This window comes from Undibacterium sp. Jales W-56, assembly GCF_025548535.1.
Lineage (GTDB): Bacteria > Pseudomonadota > Gammaproteobacteria > Burkholderiales > Burkholderiaceae_D > Undibacterium.
In genome coordinates this window covers 301,418-317,989 of record NZ_JAJLQW010000006.1, presented here as the reverse complement: position 1 = coordinate 317,989, position 16,572 = coordinate 301,418, and the positions used below count along the sequence as shown (strand labels likewise).

Sequence of the window (16,572 nt, the reverse complement as noted above, 5' to 3'; positions counted from 1 at the left end):
CCAACGAGTTGGGGGCTTTTGCTTTTACAGAACGGCAATCTCCGGACTTCTATACTGTCCATCCAGAACGTAAAAAAAGGAGCCGCAGCGCCTTCTTTTTTTGCCTTCTTCTCCTTCTTCTCCCTGTTTGATTCTCGTTCGCTCACCGACCGGGCTAAAACGCATACCCCGCCTTCAAGACCGCGTAATTCACGCCAGGATTCGGATGCTTCACACCGCCGTTGAGCGGCTGTGCATTCTGCTCCAAACTGAATCAATTCTATTTTTCTTAATTACTTATTTTCGACATCTCTGGATATCGTCATTCCATCGTCACAAAAGTTAACTATGCTGCGACGGCGTTGACAGTTTGTCTGTCTATTCTAATTTTCAAGCTCATCACGAGAACCCAATGAGATCTATTAACTTTAAGAAAAAATTTATTACACAGCCGTCGCCAACAATGATGGTTGTTTCAACGGCTTGCTTATTTGTTTTTGCGCAGCCCGTCGGTGCACAATCAATTAACGCCAATGTTGACAACAATAAAAATGACAAGACAGATGGTGCGATTGCGACCGTCGAAATTTCATCACAGACTACCCGTTCAGCGGTATCTCTCAGAGGTAGCGAAATACAAAAAATTCTGCCGGGTATTAATCCGGTAAAGTCCTTGCAGACCTTGCCCGGTGTGACGTTTGCGACAGCGGATCCATGGGGTAATAACGAGCAAAATCTTTCATTGTTTGTGCATGGATTTAACGGACAACAGCTCGGTTACACCATGGATGGCGTACCTCTCGGCGACCAGAATTACGGTAATTACAATGGTTTGTCGCCACAACGTGCCGTGATCAGTGAAAACGTCAGGAATGTGATTCTGTCTTCCGGTGCCGGTAATCTGGCGACACCTTCTACCAGCAATCTTGGCGGCACTATTGAAGTATTCAGCAGCGATCCTTTGGCCAAACAAAAGACCAGCATAGAGCAAACTTTTGGTAGTTATAGTACCTCGCGTACGTATGCCAGGTTTGATACTGGTAACTTTGGCGAAGGGAATGCCGCATATATTTCGGTCATGCGTCAGGATGCCCGTGCTTGGGATTTCGATGGCAAGCAAGGCGGTAAACAACTGAATGCTAAATTCGTCAGCAATAAACCTTCCGGTAAACTGACGTTCTATTTCAACTACAACGACAAGATAGAACCGAACGAAGATAGTACTGTGCATGTTGCTGGCGAGACCAGTGCCCCTTATACACGTCCATTTTTGTATCCGGATTTTCCTGCTGCATTAGCGTATTTATCGCCAACCGGTGCAACACCGGCAGCAGATGGCGCGAACTATCGTAACTACTATAGCGATGCGCAACGTAAGGATATTTTGACGTATGCCAAATACGATTTGAATATCAATGAATCGACCGTTTGGTCAAACCAGGCGTATTTCCATCGTGATGACGGCGTAGGGGTGGTCGCCGGTCCGATTGGCGCAGCTGGTTTGCCGGCTTTGTTCAGTGTTTATTTTCCGAATCAGAATTTGAAGAGTGTCTTTGGCAATTCCGGCTATGCGACTCGCACAACAGAATATGATATTCATCGCTCAGGATTGATCTCTAATTTACGTACGGAGTTCGGTCATCATCAAATCGAGTTTGGCGGCTGGTGGGAGCATAATCAATCATCGGCCTATCGTCGCTGGTATCCGCTGGATGTGAATAAGCCTAGTTCTCCTTATGATCGCCCAAGCAATCCTTTGATTACGCAATATGGCAGTGAAATCCGCAACAATGTCATTCAATTGCATTTGCAAGATGAGTGGCGCGTCCGCCCAGACATGGTATTGCAGGCCGGTTTTAAATCGAGTCTGCAATATGCTAAAGGCGACTTTCCGGTACAACCTCGCGCAGGTGCGATCTCGGGTGGTTCCTTAGCTTTGCCTGTCGGTGAGATTGATACCAAAAAATGGTTCTTGCCACAAGTCGGTATGTTGTGGGATCTCAGTGCGCGTGATCAGTTGTTTGTGAACGTCCAAAAAAATATGCGTCAATTCGTAACCTATGGCGCTGGCGGAGCATCCCCATGGAGCCTGGCGAGCCAATCGGCTTTTGACCTATTTAAAAATACTGCGCAGCCAGAAACTTCATTGACGTATGAGGCAGGTCTGCGCGGTAAACGTAATCTGGATCTCGGCCCATTGAATAAAATTGATGGTCAAGTCACGATTTATCACGTTGACTTTAGTAATCGTTTATTGCAAATCAGTCCTACGCCAGTGATCTCTTCCATCATCGGCGGTAACCCCATTCTTGCCAACGTAGGTAGTGTGACGACGGATGGTATTGATCTGGCTGGCACTTTGCATTTCGGGCGAAACTTTAGTTTCTATAATGCGCTGTCATACAATCGCTCCGTCTATGCAGATGACTATAATAACGGAAAAGCGCTGGTTGCGACATCCGGTAAAAAAGTTCCTGGCAGCCCAGAATGGATGAATAAGTTTGTGGCATCTGCGACATTTGGCGATATCGAGATGCAATTGATTGGTGATTACGTGGGCAAGCGTTATGCAACCTATACCAATGATTTGTCGGTTGACAGTTACTTCATGTTGAACCTTGGTGTAAATGCAAAAATTCCAGTAGCCCCAAATAATTTCATAAAAAATGCCAGGGTACGCCTCAATGTCACAAATCTGAATCAGGTAAAAGGCGATTCCGTGGTTGTAGTAGGTGCCGCTAACGGTACTTACAATACATTTCCGATCGCACCGCGTCAGTTCTTCGTGACCGTCGGCGCAGATTTTTAATAGAAAGAAGCAATGAACTTTGATCGTCGTTCTTTTTTAAAAACAGCGGCGCTGAGCGGCAGTATTTTGTCCTTGAATACCGCCGGTGTTGCTTCCCAGGTCTTCGCCAGCCCTGCGCGTAAAGTGGAATTATTTGCTCATCGCGGTGCGTCGGCACTGCGGCCTGAGCATACTTTAGCGTCGTATTCCAAGGCGATCGCCGACGGTGCTGATTATATCGAACCTGATCTGGTCAGCACCAAAGACGGCATCCTGGTCGCGCGACATGAGGCCATTCTGGACGAGACAACTGACGTCTCGCAACGTGCGGAATTCGCTTCCAAACGTACGACCAAAACTATCGATGGGCGTACGCATACCGGCTGGTTTTGTGATGATTTCACGTTGAGCGAACTGAAGTCTTTACGAGCTATTGAGCGCTTGCCTAAAATCCGTCCGCAAAATACTTTTTATGATGGTATGTTTCAGGTCTTGACCTGGGATGAGATCATCGATTTCGCCGCAGCAGAATCAGCTACAGCCGGCAGATTGATTGGACTCATACCTGAGTTGAAGCACTCGACTTATTTTGCCAAGGCGGGATTGCCGCTTGAAGATCGTTTCTTGAAAAGCCTGACCGAGCACGAATATACGCAACGCTGTCCGCTTGAAATTCAGTCGTTTGAGGTGACGAACCTGAAGTATATCCGTGGCGTCATCGGCAAAAAAAACAATATCCGATTGATGCAATTGGTTGCCGAAGGTGATATCCGGCCGGCCGATGTGGTTGCTGCAGGTGGTGATTTAAGTTTCGGAAAAATGTCATCCAAGACAGGATTGCGTGAGATTGCCCGTTATGCTGATGTCGTTGCACCACCAACGCGTGCCTTGATCCCCTTACTCAGCGATGGCAAGTTGGGTAAGCCAAGCGCTATCATCAGTGATGCACATGATGCCGGCTTGCTAGTCCATACCTGGACTTTCCGCCCTGAGAATTGCTTTCTGGCGGCCAATTTCAGAGATGGTAATGGCGATAACGCACGCAATGAGATAGGAGCAATTGCTGAGATCCGACATTATATTGAAGCAGGTATCGATGGGTTTTTCTCAGATGATTCTGCGGTCGGACGTAAAGCGATTATTGGCTGAATCAAGTTGTGAAGGGCTTACTCCAGCGATCGAAGTAGTGCTCCTGAATAGACTGTGCACTATCTGCCCGATGCGAGATGGTGCGCAGTCTGAATTTCAATGACGCGAAACAGCGCAAGGAAATCGCAGTAGATTCGGACAAAGATTAATTTGTTTTGCGTGAATAAATTTCTTGCATACTTTGTGCAAAATAGTTCGCCAGATTATTGCGCTTTAGTTTAAGCGTTGGCGTGATCAGCGTATTTTCTATCGTCCATGGTTCCAGACTGAGGATTGCAGCTTTTGGTTGTGCGTAATAAGGGAACGTCGCTGTCAATCCTCGTATGCGTCTGACCACGGCTTCAACTGCACTGGCAGATTGCAGGCTGCTGGCATCATTTGGATTCAGATCCAATGAGTTGGCCAATTCGTTCCAATAACCTTGATTGAGCACCACGGCGCAGGCAATAAACGGATGATTTTCTCCAAAAGCATAGGCCTGCTCGAATACCGAGTCATTGGTGATTGCCAATTCCAAATCGACCGGGGCGATCTTTTCCCCAGTTGATGTCACGATGATTTCTTTGACGCGACCCAGAATGCGGATCCGACCGGATTCTATTGCGGCCTGATCGCCAGTGCGTAGCCAGCCATCGATGAATGCTTTTGCTGTGTCCTCGTCACGTTTCCAGTAGCCGCGCATGACGTTCGGACCACGCACCAGCAGTTCAGCGTTTTCTCCAATTTTGACTTCTACTTCAGCGACAGGGCGTCCGACAGTTGCGGGGTTGTTGTCATCGGGTGCGTTAAACGCGACTACCGGTGCGGTTTCGGTCATGCCGTAACCCTGGACGATAGGGATGCCCAATCCCAGAAAGCAATGCGAGATTGCCGATGACAGCGCAGCACCGCCGCTGACAGCAACTCGCAGGCGACCGCCGAACTGAGCCATCAATTTTTTGGCAACCAACTGATCGAAAATCAACCAGCTTGATGCATCGATCGCCGCTTTCAATGCGCCATCCGATAAACTGCCTTGCGCACGGCAGAATCTGCGCCAGCCGATTGTAATTGCAGTGTTAAACAGCTAGGACTGCAGTTGAGACGTCGCGAGTTTATTTTGTATCGCACTGAAGACACGTTCATAGATTCTCGGCACTGAAATCAAAATTGTCGGCCGCACCTCAATCAAATCTTGCGGCAATTGTTTCGCTGAGCGCGAAAATGCAACACAAGCTCCTGCCGCGATAGGCAGGTAATAACCAGCAGTGCGCTCGAATGTATGAGAGAGCGGCAGGAAAGAGAGAAAGACATCGCTGATCACTGGTGCGACGCGCTGCACCACGGCTTTGACATTCGACATCACATTGGTGTGCGTCAGCATGACGCCTTTTGGTTTGCCCGTTGTGCCCGATGTGTAGACCAGCGCGGCAAGATCAGTCGCCGCGGGCGCGTGTTGAGTTGGTTGATTATTGCGACCGGCAGCCAGCCATTCTTCTAAAGTCAATATCGGAATCGATGAAGACTGGGTAGATGCGGGTAGGGATTTTTCCAGTACAACGACTTGACGCAATGCGGGTAAATCCAGACCTGCTCCGGCAATTGCTTTCCACTGTTGATCACTAGCGGCGATCAACAAAGACGCATCGCTATCGTTCAGGATATAGGCGATGCTGGCCGGGTTATCCAGCGCATGCATAGGCACCGGTACATAGGCAAGTGCCAGGCTTGCCTGATCTATGCAGACGGCGTGCAAGCCGTTTGGCAGCAAGATCGCAATGCGTGACCCGGACGCCAATCCCAGTCCGGAAAGCGCTTGGATAAAGCCGGCTACGCGCTCGTTAGTTTGTTGCCAGGAATAGCTTTGTCATTGCGCGGTGGCTTCGTCGTATTGCCGGTATGCCTCAGCGGCTGGTGTTTGCTGCACCCGCCAGGAAAAAAGTGCCGGCAGAGTTTGGAGTTCAGACAACGGCGTGGTTTGAATTGACGAGCTTGAATTGGACATAGTCATACGAGAAAAATAATAGGGTTGAGCTGTGATGAATGACCTGCCGTATTGGTGCTGAGAGGAACATCGATTACTCTCCTTTACGCAAATAATTTATATTAGACCAGCTACTACCCGCTACTTTAACAGTTAGCCGTTGGTCAGTATGGCAGATAGATAAACCCGATGTCGTTAAAGCAGGGAATATCTTTTGCAAAAGCTCAATGGCAATAGATTAAAAAGATTTATCTTGATTTGTAAAATTATCGTTGGTCGAAACTGTTTAAAACAGAACATTATGGTTTTTATTTAAATGCGCTTCATTTTAGTCATTTCTGACTAGACTTTCGCCTGTCTTGAGGCAACAATCTGGAGTCGATTTGTGTTGCACGGTTGTCCTTGTCAAGCTGGACACGTAACCTGTCATTTTGTCGCTAAGTCTATTTACCAAAGCCTGTTTACCACTAACCCACTAACTACTCACCATTCCAGATCCGACGGAGACCAGATGCAAACGCTTAAAAAAATACAGATAGGCAGCGCCTTATTTTTCATTTTATGCAGTGCCCTCAGTATCGCTGCGGAGGTGAATAAAGACGCTGCGGATGCCAAGAAAAAATGGGATGTGAATGCACCTGCCGGCACGGCTTCAACCGTCGATATCGATACCAGGACCGGTACCTGGATGAGTGTCGATGTCAGTCCCGATGGCAAACAAATTGTGTTTGATCTGCTGGGAGATTTATATCTGTTGCCGATCGAAGGTGGCGAAGCGAAGGCTTTGACCCACAGCATCGCCTGGGAAATGCAGGCGCGCTTTTCGCCAGATGGAAAACAATTGACCTATATGTCCGATGCAGGAGGTGGTGACAATATCTGGATCATGAACGTGGACGGGACTAACGCCCATGCGTTGACGAAGGAAGATTTTCGTTTATTGAATAATCCGGTCTGGCATCCGAATGGTCAGTACATTGCAGCGCGTAAGCACTTCACAGGGACACGTTCACTGGGTTCTGGCGAAATCTGGTTGTATCACGTTGGCGGCGGTGCTGGTGTGCAGCTGAATGAAAAGCCGAACTGGCAAAAGGATCTGGGCGAACCGGCATTTTCACCGGATGGGCGCTATGTCTATTATTCTCAGGATACGACGCCTGGCAATGTATTTGAATATAACAAGAATTCAAATACGCAGATTTATCAGATTTTTCGTAAGGATTTAAAAGACGGTAAGACCAAGGCCTTCGTCAGCGGACCCGGCGGCGCCGTGCGTCCTAGCCCGTCGCCCGATGGTAAATATCTGGCGTTTGTACGCCGGGTGCGCAATCAAAGTACTTTGTTTTTGAAAAATCTGGAAACCGGGGAAGAGAAGCTTGCATGGAGCGAATTAGAGCGTGATATGCAAGAGACCTGGGCCGTGCATGGCGTGTATCCATCGATTAGCTGGCTACCGGGGAGTAAGCAGTTGGTGGTGTGGGCGAAGGGCAGGCTCTGGCAGGTTGACCCGTTTGCGAAAACCTCGAAAGAAATTGCATTTCACGTTAAAGACACCAGAGAAATTCGTCCCGCATTGCGCTTCGATACGGCGGTGGCGCCGGACAAGTTTGATGTGCATCAATTGCGTTGGGTGAATGTTTCGCCGCAGGGCGACAAAGTCGTGTATTCGGCACTGGGACAATTGTATATCCGCGACCTGCCAAACGGCACGTCGCAGCGACTGACCAGGCAGCAGGATCATTTTGAATTTTTCCCACGTTTTTCTCGTGACGGTCGGAGCGTTGTCTTCACAACCTGGAGTGACGAACAACTTGGTTCAGTCCGCAGCATCGATATTCGTAATGGTCAGGAAACTATCCTGACGAAGAAACCGGGTAAATACCTGTCTCCGCAGTTCTCGCCCGATGGCAAGCAGGTGACGTATGAGAAGTCGCGCGGCGGTTACCTGACTTCGCCTTGGTATGGGCTTGAAACGGGAGTCTTTGTTGTGAATGCGGATGGTAAATCAACACCGCGACTCCTCACCGACGATGGCTCTGCGCCGCAATACGGCAAAGATAACGACTATATCTATGTGTCGAGAATGCAGCGTTCCGGCGAGGTGGACTGGAGCACGTCTTTAATCAGAATTGATCTCAATAAAAACGAAGAGCAGGCGGTTGCCAAAGGCGAATTCACGAGTGATTTCAGCATCTCGCCAGATGGCAACTGGCTGGCGTTTGGCGAGCGTTTTCACACCTTTGTCACGCCGCTGCCGATGGCGGGTAAGCCGATTACTATCGGTCAGAAAATGGATGGTTTGCCGGTCAAGCAATTGGATGTGAATGCGGGTGACTACGTACACTGGTCTGGCGATAGCAGCAAGATTCATTTTGCGCTGGGTGACGAGTTATTCAGCTCTGAGTTGAAGAATGCCTTCACGTTCTTGCCTGATTCTCCTAAAGAGGCAAGCAAACCGGTCGAGGCTGGTCTGAAAATCGGTTTCCAGGAAAAAGCCAACAAGCCGACGGCAACTACGGTGATTTCAGGTGCCAGGATTGTCACGATGAAGGGCGATGAGGTGATCGAAAACGGTCGCATCGTCATCAAGGAAAATCGTATCGTCTCCGTCGGTAAAGTCGCTGACATCGCGGTGCCGGCAGGTGCCACGCAGATCGACGCTACGGGTAAAACGATTATCCCGGGCATTGTCGATGTGCACTGGCATGGCGGTATGGGTGAGAGTGAAATTATTCCTCAGCAGAGCTGGATCAACTACGCGTCACTGGCATTCGGCGTCACGACTTTACATGATCCGTCGAATGATACCGCGGAGATTTTCAGCCAGAGTGAATTGCAACGCGCAGGCAAAATCGTGGGACCGCGTATTTTTTCAACAGGAACTATTTTGTACGGCGCCAAGGCGAATGTCAGTGCGCTGGTGAATAATCTTGATGATGCCTTAACTCACCTGAAGCGCTTGAAAGCGGCTGGTGCGATCTCGGTTAAAAGTTATAACCAGCCGCGTCGCGAACAAAGGCAGCAGGTTTTGGAGGCGGCACGTCAGACAGGCATGATGGTGGTGCCGGAAGGCGGCTCGTTGTTTCAACATAATATGAGTATGGTGATCGACGGCCATACCGGTATCGAGCATGCGATTCCGGTCGCCAATGCCTATGACGACGTCAAGCAGTTGTGGTCGCAGACCAAGGTCGGATATACGCCAACCCTGATTGTCGGTTATGGCGGTCTGGATGGCGAGCATTATTGGTATGCCCATACCGATGTCTGGAAGCATCCGCTGTTGTCGCGCTATGTGCCGCGCAGCGTATTGGAGTCGCGCAGCGTCAGGCGTGAAACTGCACCCGAAGAAGATTTCAATGTTTTTAATATCGCGCGTACTGCGACTGAATTGCAGCGCGCTGGCGTGCCGGTCAATCTCGGTGCACATGGTCAGCGTGAAGGCCTGGGTGCGCACTGGGAAATGTGGACTCTGGGACGCGGCGGCATGAGTTCACTCGAGGCAATCCGGGTTGCTACCTTGAATGGCGCAAAATATCTGGGTATGGACAAAGATATCGGTTCACTGGAATCGGGCAAGCTGGCCGACCTGGTCATGATTGATGGCGATGTTTTGAAAGATATCCGCCAATCCGACAAGATATCGCATGTCATGTTGAATGGACGTTTGTATGAATCTGCGACGATGAATGAAGTCGGCGCCACTCCGAAAGCGCGCAAACCTTTCTTTTTTGAAGGGAAGGACGGTGCTGGAATGCCGGTCGATGCGATCGGACATGGCGACGGACACGGGCATTGATGAGTGCTGAAATAGCGCAGGTATCGTCTTAACCAGAGACTCAAAGGAAAATAGCCGCAAGTGCGGTAAAGCCGTACACTTCGCTTCGTCATTCCGGCCTGCGCAGGGATGACGATTTTACGTTTACGGCTTAACTGTACGGCATTAGCAACTTGCAGCTTTTTTAGATTTTGGCCCTGACTAAAAGTGACGCTAGCCGATCAATTATCCAGCTTGAAGTTGAATTCCAAAATCTTGGTTTGCGGACTGGCGATCGGTGCATATTTCCATTGTGAAGCGGCGGCAATCACTTCTGGCGCAAAGTGTTTTGCTGGCTTTGCCTGAATAATGTCGACACCCGATACTTTGCCATCGGTTTCGATATGAATACGAGCGGTGACCGTGCCTTCGGTGACGCCCAGTTTCTCAGCACTTTTAGGAAAGCGCGGCTGGACACTGGAAATCAGTTTCAGTGCGACCGGCTCTGCGATCGGAACTGGCTTAGACGGTGCCACGGCGACGACCGGCGCTACCGGTATTTCAACGGCTTTTGGCACGGCCGCCGGAGTTTGTGCAATCGATGCTGCGACAGCTTTGACGGAGTCGCGTGGGGAGTTGAGTGCCGTTTTTGCTGCTAGTGCTTTGGCTTCTGCTGCGAGTTTGACCTCCTTCGCTTCTTTTGCCTGTTTTTCTTCTAATGCCATCTGGGCGGCAGTTTTAGTCGATGCCTGATCCATCCATCTGGTGACGTCGGCAGTTTCTTCGGTATGCCGTATCGCATTTTTAACCAGCCCTGTAGGCTGCGATGAAACTGGTTCAGCTACGGGCGCGCTTGCAACCTGTTCCGGGGGTGGGCTTTTCTGGCATGCGGTGACTAGCATGCTTGTACAACATACATTGAACAGCAGAACACAAAATCTTTTCATCTCGTTTTGTACTACCTTATTCATGATGCTCCTCATTAAAAACAGCTAATGTCGCCAAGTCTTCAAGCATGATTATTTTTTTTGCACTGAAGTAATGCGATTTCCTGTTTTTTTGTTTATGCAAATGCACTGTAATATTGCTACAAAGGCTAAGATTACATTCAAAATGTAAATATCAATGCTGACATGAGTCAGCAGCTTGAGCAATATCTAAATTAAAACAACGCTGGTTCACATTGTTGAGCAGGAATTGTGCCAAATTTGGGTATTTGAATTTCCTGCAAAATATTGATGGTATAAATATAAATTTTATATTCATTTAACAGATCTTTTTGACTTGATTAACCTAATATAGCGCAAAGTTAGTCCGGTATTGTCAATTGCCATTCTGTATAGCAGGCTAAATCCATTACAATAGAGGGTTAATACATTCAGTCGCGCAAGTCGGATGCGGCGAGCAGTACACCGTCTAGGAAATTCTCATGAGCATGTCAAATACCCAAGAAATCGTCGAAGAATTGCGCGCTGGCCGCATGGTGATACTGGTCGATGAAGAAGATCGAGAAAACGAAGGGGATCTGGTGTTGGCCGCCGAATTTGTGACGCCGGAAGCGATTAACTTCATGGCGAAATTCGGTCGTGGCCTGATTTGTCTGACTTTGACTGAAGAGCGTTGCGATGAGCTGAATTTGGCGATGATGTCGAGTCGTAACGGTACCGCCTATGGCACTAATTTCACCGTCTCAATCGAAGCTGCCGAGGGGGTGACTACCGGTATTTCTGCGGCAGATCGTGCCCGCACCATTCAGGTGGCAGTCGATAAGAAAATGACGGCGAATGACATCGTTCAGCCCGGTCATATTTTCCCGCTGAAGGCGCAAAAGGGCGGTGTACTGATGCGCGCCGGGCATACCGAGGCCGGTTGCGATCTGGCTGATCTGGCAGGACTGACGCCAGCGGCGGTCATCTGCGAGATCATGAAGGACGATGGCACCATGGCGCGCTTGCCGGATTTGATGGAATTCGCCAGAGAACATGGTTTGAAAATTGGCACCATCGCTGATCTGATTCACTATCGCAGCCAGACCGAGTGTATTGTCGAGCGTGTCGCCGAGCGCGAAATGCAAACCGTTCATGGCAGTTTTAATGCCGTCGTGTATCGTGATAAGCCTAGCGGCGCTGCGCATCTGGCCCTGGTGCACGGCGATATTACGCGGGATAAAGAAGCCTTGGTACGGGTCCATCAGCCGGTCTCGATTCTCGATCTGCTGGAAAGTAAAATCACGACCCACTCATGGAATGTGGCGACGGCAATGGCGGCAGTGCAGGCATCCAACTGCGGCGTCATCGTATTATTGAATTGCGAAGAAACTGCCGAGCAGATGTTCGATCAATTTAAGGCATTGAATACGCCGGATGCCCGCCCGCAAGGCAGGGCAGCGCGTATGGATTTGCGTAACTACGGCATCGGTGCGCAGATTTTGAAAGATGTCGGCGTCGGCCGTATGAAATTGTTGGCGAATCCGAGAAAAATGCCATCCATGACAGGCTTTGACCTTGAGGTGGTTGGCTATATGGATAAACCTTGATAAAGCCAATCAAGCTCAATTAAAACCAGTAAGCCAGCACAAAAAATACCCGAGTGGTAGTTGCCACTCATAATTGAATAATGACATAGCAGCGCATCAGCGCAAAAAGGGAAGATCATGACGGTAGGACATTACGAATCAAATCTGGACGGCGCCGGTGTGCGCGTGGGTATCGTACAAGCTCGTTTCAACGAGACGGTGGGTAATGGCTTGCTGTCCGCCTGCCTGGCCGAGCTGACACGCCTGGGCGTGCTGAACGAAGACATTTTGCATGTTACGGTTCCCGGCGCACTCGAAGTGCCTCTGGCTTTGCAAAAATTGGCAGAGACCAATCAATTTGATGCGCTGATCGCATTGGGGGCCGTGATTCGTGGCGAGACTTATCACTTTGAATTGGTGTCCAATGAATCTGGCGCAGGCATCACACGCGTTGGCCTAGACAGCGGCATCCCTATTGCGAATGCGATCCTGACTACCGAGAACGACGAACAGGCCGCAGTGCGCATGGCAGAGAAGGGCGCCGATGCCGCGCGTGTTGCCGTCGAAATGGCAAACCTGACACTGGCGTTGGAAGAGCTGGCGGAAGCCAGTGAAGATACCGGCTACGACGCTTGATTGCGTCACACAATTAAGTAGAGATGATGATGACGAACAAATCCCCCCACGCTAATCCGAGCAAAAGTCGCTCGCCCAGACATCGCGCGCGCGAGTTCGCCTTGCAAGGTTTGTATCAGTGGTTGCTGAATAATGAAGACTCCGGCGTGATCGATGCCCATATCCGTGAAGCGCATGGTTTCGATAAAGCGGATCGCGAACATTTTGACGCCTTGTTGCATGGCGCGATCAACCAGTCGGTGCAGTTACGTGAAGAAATCACGCCGCTGATTGATCGTACGATTGCAGAATTATCGCCGATCGAACACGCTGCCTTATTGATCGGTGCTTACGAATTAAAGCATCACATCGAGATCCCTTATCGCGTCGTCATCAATGAAGCGGTTGAATTGACCAAGTCCTTCGGCGGTTTGGATGGGCATAAGTACGTCAACGGCGTGCTGGATAAATTAGCTGCAAAATTACGTAGCGCAGAAATCAACGCTGGAAAATAATGTGCGTTTTAATGAAGCTCTGATGGATGTCATATCCTGATGCAATGAATCACAGATAGCCGTCTTATTTCTGACTGGAATAAGGCGGTTTTTTTTGTGCCTTGCGTTGATCTGAATAATGATTGAGCCTGATAAGGCCAGTCGAACGATAAATACGGAAAAATATCATCATGGAAAAAAATCTCGCCTCCCGTTTAGATAACATAGCTCCTTTTCATGTGATGGAGCTAGCCAAAATGGCGGCTGATCTGGAAGCGCAAGGGCGCCATATTATCCACATGGGGATAGGCGAGCCGGATTTTACCGCGCCGCAAATGGTGATCGATGCCGCCGGCAAAGCGATGGCAGAAGGCCGTTTGCAATATACCTCGGCACTCGGCGTACCGGCCTTGCGCGAAGCGATTGCCCGGCATTATCTGGACGCGTTCGGCTTGACGGTTCCTGCCAGTCGCATCATTGTCACTGCTGGCGCTTCCGCCGCTTTGCTATTGGCTTGTGCGGCTTTAGTCGAGCCCGGTGCCGAGGTCTTGATGCCGGATCCTTGTTATCCATGTAATCGCCATTTCGTTGCGGCGTTTGAAGGTAAGGCGAGCCTGATCGAAAGCGGCCCTGCGCAGCGTTTTCAATTATCCGATGCGATGGTGGCGGCGCACTGGGGTGTGGCAACTAAAGGCGTTTTGCTGGCATCGCCTTCGAATCCGACCGGCACTTCAATCGCCCATGACGAGTTGGCGAAAATCATCGCTACCGTCAAAGCGCGCGGCGGCTTCACCATCGTCGATGAAATTTACCAGGGGTTGTCGTATGAGGGCGCACCGTTTTCTGCATTATCGCTGGACGACGATGTGGTGGTGATCAACAGCTTCAGTAAATATTTCAATATGACGGGTTGGCGTTTGGGCTGGCTGGTGGTGCCGGAGCGCATCGTTCCGCATATCGAGAAGCTTGCGCAGAACTTGTTTATTTGCGCCTCGTCGGTTGCCCAGCATGCGGCGCTGGCCTGCTTTTCGCCAGAGGCTCTGGCTGTCTATGAGGAGCGTAAAGCGGAGTTTAAACGCCGGCGTGACTACATCGTGCCCGCGCTGACTGCCCTGGGATTTGCTGTCCCTGTGATGCCGGACGGCGCGTTTTACGTGTATGCCGATTGCTCGCGGTTTTCTGATGATGCGGATCAGTTCACGCGTGATTTATTGCAACAAGCCGGTGTGGTCATCGTACCTGGATTGGATTTCGGCGCGGCAGGCGCACGGCGCTATGTGCGCATTTCGTATGCGACATCGATGGAAAATCTGCAGGAAGCCGTGCGGCGAATCGCGCAATTTTTGTCACGGCCTGCCGCTTGACGGGATTTTTATTTTTAGCGCTTGTTTAATCAAATGTATATTCCAGTAACACCTGAGAGAGCTGGCCATTGATGCCGCTCCAGGTGCTGCGGCCATGCCCTTTGATGCCTGCCAGTTCGCCTGTGCCTGAGCCGCTCAGCACATTCAGTGTGCTTTCTGATTTGCCGGATTTAATACAGCCTACATGCTGCAAGATAAACCCGCCACGGCGATTGCCGATTTTGCCGGTCAGATATTCTAGCCCGACAAAATTCGCAGATTGCGCGGTGGCAGAGAAGGTCAGGCATTCAAAACAAGATTCAGCCTCGATATCGCCTGCATAGCGATGCTTCACTTTGGACTGGGTAAGCCCCGTGAGCAGGTTGAATTTTTCGTCTATCCCTTTTAATTTGACAGTTCCTAAAGCAAGCATATTCTCCCTCATACTGTTAAACAACAGACAAATAGTGTGCAGACTTGATTCATCAACGGTCAGCATTTGGCGTTCTTGCTGCGTTGATGGATAGCCAAGCCAGCGTGAGTCAATCCGCTTTTGGAAGACGAAGACACGCTGATTTTTCACCTTGTGGGTATCACTGAACTTGCCAAAGTGAACAATTGCCTGATTGGGCAATAGGTCGTGATTGGTGGGTCAGTGGGCTAATTATTACGGAAAATAAACGCGAAACGGCGCAGGGAAATTGGACCCTTTTACCTAATGTTGTCATCCTGTAACAATCAGGTAACGAAGTATTTCAAAAATGTCATATCATGTCCACTAACAAATTCGCATACTTCATGTATTTTTGTTATACGTTGGGTTTAAATTAAATTTGCCGATTTTTTTAATAAGCGAATTTACGGTGCAAATGCAGAGACTTTATAGCGCAATATTTTGCCGTATTGTTTGCATACTCCCCTAGAACTTAATATTTAATGTACTGATTCCGCTTTATTGTAGGGCGGATATGAAAAATACATGGGTGAGTATGTTGATATTGCGCTATTTAAATGCCGGATAAACAAGGAATAAGCGATGATCCAGTTCAGACAAATCGAGGCCTTTCGTTGCCTGATGATTGCAGGCACCAGCGTTGGTGCCGCACGGAAAATGAATATCACACAACCGGCGATTAGCCGTTTGATCGCCGATTTAGAAGAAACGCTCGGCTTCAGGTTGTTTAATCGCGACAAAGGGCGGCTCGAGCCGACGCTGGCGGGGGTGCGGTTTTATAGCGCGGTGGAAGAGAATTTCCTTGGGCTGGAGCGTTTGTCGCAGGTCGCCAGCAATATCCGCAATGAGGCACCGCAAGGCATCACGATCGCCTGTCTGCCGATCTTGTCGTCATCGATCTTGCCGCTGATCTTGCGCGAGTTCTTTAAATATCATCAAGATGTACCGGTTACGGTAGATAGTTCAAACGCGCCCGAGATCCTGGTGCGCCTGCAAGATCAAAAAGTCGACATGGCGATTTGCATGGCATTCCCTCCGTTGGCGGGGATAGAGCAAGAGATATTCAAGGAGGCGAGTGTGATGTGCGCGATGCCGGTCGGCCACCATTTAACCAGCAAGGACGTGATAGAGCCGATGGATCTCGATGGCGAAGATATCATCGGTTTTTTCCCCATCATCTCGCAGAGTTATGAGTTAGAGACACTCAGGCTGAGTGAAGCCGGCAGTCGCCCGATTCACAGGGTAAAGACGCAAACCTCGCACACACGTTATGCCATGGTCGCGCATGGTCTGGGCGTTTCGATTGTAGAGCCGTTTGGTGCCAGGCTGTGGCTCAACAATGGCGTGGTGGTGCGTCCGTTCTCCAGCGATATCCGTCATCAATATGTACTGGCTTGCCCTAGCGGCGGCAAGCGCTCTGCGCTGATGCATGATTTTCGGGAGGCCGTATTGACGGTGGCCAAGGATTATGATTTCGGGGTTCAACAATAAAATAGCCGCCAGGCTTATGCAGGC

11 protein-coding genes and 1 pseudogene are annotated in these 16,572 nt (G+C 49.7%); 9 read left to right on the top strand and 3 right to left on the bottom strand.

Annotated features, from left to right (window positions below; translation table 11 throughout):
* The 3 genes from LPB67_RS16965 to LPB67_RS16955 form a co-directional block, all read left to right on the top strand.
* Positions 1–225 (top strand): hypothetical protein (locus LPB67_RS16965; RefSeq protein ID WP_262838471.1); only part of this gene is annotated, 225 nt, incomplete at its 5' end.
* Positions 226–442: 217 nt separating this feature from the next.
* Entirely contained in the window at positions 443–2,788 is a 2,346-nt protein-coding gene (locus LPB67_RS16960; protein ID WP_262838470.1) for a TonB-dependent receptor, read from the top strand.
* A 12-nt stretch (positions 2,789–2,800) separates the two neighbouring features.
* The gene (locus LPB67_RS16955; RefSeq protein WP_262838469.1) at positions 2,801–3,916 is read left to right on the top strand and encodes a glycerophosphodiester phosphodiesterase; all 1,116 of its coding nucleotides are present in this window, start codon (positions 2,801–2,803) and stop codon (positions 3,914–3,916) included.
* Positions 3,917–4,061: 145 nt separating this feature from the next.
* Here the strand turns inward: LPB67_RS16955 and LPB67_RS19215 are convergent.
* Positions 4,062–5,900, bottom strand: a pseudogene (locus tag LPB67_RS19215) (AMP-dependent synthetase/ligase).
* A 490-nt stretch (positions 5,901–6,390) separates the two neighbouring features.
* On the opposite strand from LPB67_RS19215, the gene LPB67_RS16945 reads away from it, so the two are divergent.
* Entirely contained in the window at positions 6,391–9,678 is a 3,288-nt protein-coding gene (locus tag LPB67_RS16945) for an amidohydrolase family protein (protein ID WP_262838468.1), read from the top strand.
* Between the two features lie 200 nt (positions 9,679–9,878).
* Here LPB67_RS16945 and LPB67_RS16940 read toward each other — a convergent pair whose 3' ends face one another.
* The gene (locus LPB67_RS16940; RefSeq protein WP_262838467.1) at positions 9,879–10,607 is read right to left on the bottom strand and encodes an energy transducer TonB; all 729 of its coding nucleotides are present in this window, start codon (positions 10,605–10,607) and stop codon (positions 9,879–9,881) included.
* 458 nt (positions 10,608–11,065) lie between these two features.
* Between LPB67_RS16940 and ribBA the strand changes: the two genes are divergently transcribed.
* From ribBA to LPB67_RS16920, 4 genes are all read left to right on the top strand, one after another.
* On the top strand, positions 11,066–12,172 hold the full coding sequence (gene ribBA / locus LPB67_RS16935) for a bifunctional 3,4-dihydroxy-2-butanone-4-phosphate synthase/GTP cyclohydrolase II (RefSeq protein ID WP_262838466.1): 1,107 nt from the start codon (positions 11,066–11,068) through the stop codon (positions 12,170–12,172).
* Positions 12,173–12,289: 117 nt separating this feature from the next.
* Positions 12,290–12,787 (top strand): 6,7-dimethyl-8-ribityllumazine synthase, encoded by a 498-nt coding sequence (gene ribH, locus LPB67_RS16930; protein WP_262838465.1) that lies wholly within the window; start codon positions 12,290–12,292, stop codon positions 12,785–12,787.
* A 29-nt stretch (positions 12,788–12,816) separates the two neighbouring features.
* Positions 12,817–13,281: a transcription antitermination factor NusB gene (gene nusB / locus LPB67_RS16925; RefSeq protein ID WP_262838464.1), complete on the top strand. Its 465-nt coding sequence runs from the start codon at positions 12,817–12,819 to the stop codon at positions 13,279–13,281.
* Positions 13,282–13,451: 170 nt separating this feature from the next.
* Positions 13,452–14,624 (top strand): pyridoxal phosphate-dependent aminotransferase, encoded by a 1,173-nt coding sequence (locus LPB67_RS16920; RefSeq protein ID WP_262838463.1) that lies wholly within the window; start codon positions 13,452–13,454, stop codon positions 14,622–14,624.
* Between the two features lie 25 nt (positions 14,625–14,649).
* Here LPB67_RS16920 and LPB67_RS16915 read toward each other — a convergent pair whose 3' ends face one another.
* On the bottom strand, positions 14,650–15,036 hold the full coding sequence (locus LPB67_RS16915; protein WP_262838462.1) for a DUF3224 domain-containing protein: 387 nt from the start codon (positions 15,034–15,036) through the stop codon (positions 14,650–14,652).
* 603 nt (positions 15,037–15,639) lie between these two features.
* On the opposite strand from LPB67_RS16915, the gene LPB67_RS16910 reads away from it, so the two are divergent.
* Positions 15,640–16,548 (top strand): LysR substrate-binding domain-containing protein, encoded by a 909-nt coding sequence (locus tag LPB67_RS16910; protein ID WP_262838461.1) that lies wholly within the window; start codon positions 15,640–15,642, stop codon positions 16,546–16,548.
* The last annotated feature ends 24 nt before the right edge of the window (positions 16,549–16,572 follow it).

Coding starts and splice junctions, on each gene's coding strand:
- LPB67_RS16910 (WP_262838461.1), top strand. CDS start 15,640: ATGATCCAGTTCAGACAAATCGAGGCCTTTCGTTGCCTGATGATTGCA.
- ribH (WP_262838465.1), top strand. CDS start 12,290: ATGACGGTAGGACATTACGAATCAAATCTGGACGGCGCCGGTGTGCGC.
- LPB67_RS16960 (WP_262838470.1), top strand. CDS start 443: ATGATGGTTGTTTCAACGGCTTGCTTATTTGTTTTTGCGCAGCCCGTC.
- LPB67_RS16955 (WP_262838469.1), top strand. CDS start 2,801: ATGAACTTTGATCGTCGTTCTTTTTTAAAAACAGCGGCGCTGAGCGGC.
- LPB67_RS16920 (WP_262838463.1), top strand. CDS start 13,452: ATGGAAAAAAATCTCGCCTCCCGTTTAGATAACATAGCTCCTTTTCAT.
- LPB67_RS16940 (WP_262838467.1), bottom strand. CDS start 10,607: ATGAATAAGGTAGTACAAAACGAGATGAAAAGATTTTGTGTTCTGCTG.
- LPB67_RS16945 (WP_262838468.1), top strand. CDS start 6,391: ATGCAAACGCTTAAAAAAATACAGATAGGCAGCGCCTTATTTTTCATT.
- LPB67_RS16915 (WP_262838462.1), bottom strand. CDS start 15,036: ATGCTTGCTTTAGGAACTGTCAAATTAAAAGGGATAGACGAAAAATTC.
- nusB (WP_262838464.1), top strand. CDS start 12,817: ATGACGAACAAATCCCCCCACGCTAATCCGAGCAAAAGTCGCTCGCCC.
- ribBA (WP_262838466.1), top strand. CDS start 11,066: ATGAGCATGTCAAATACCCAAGAAATCGTCGAAGAATTGCGCGCTGGC.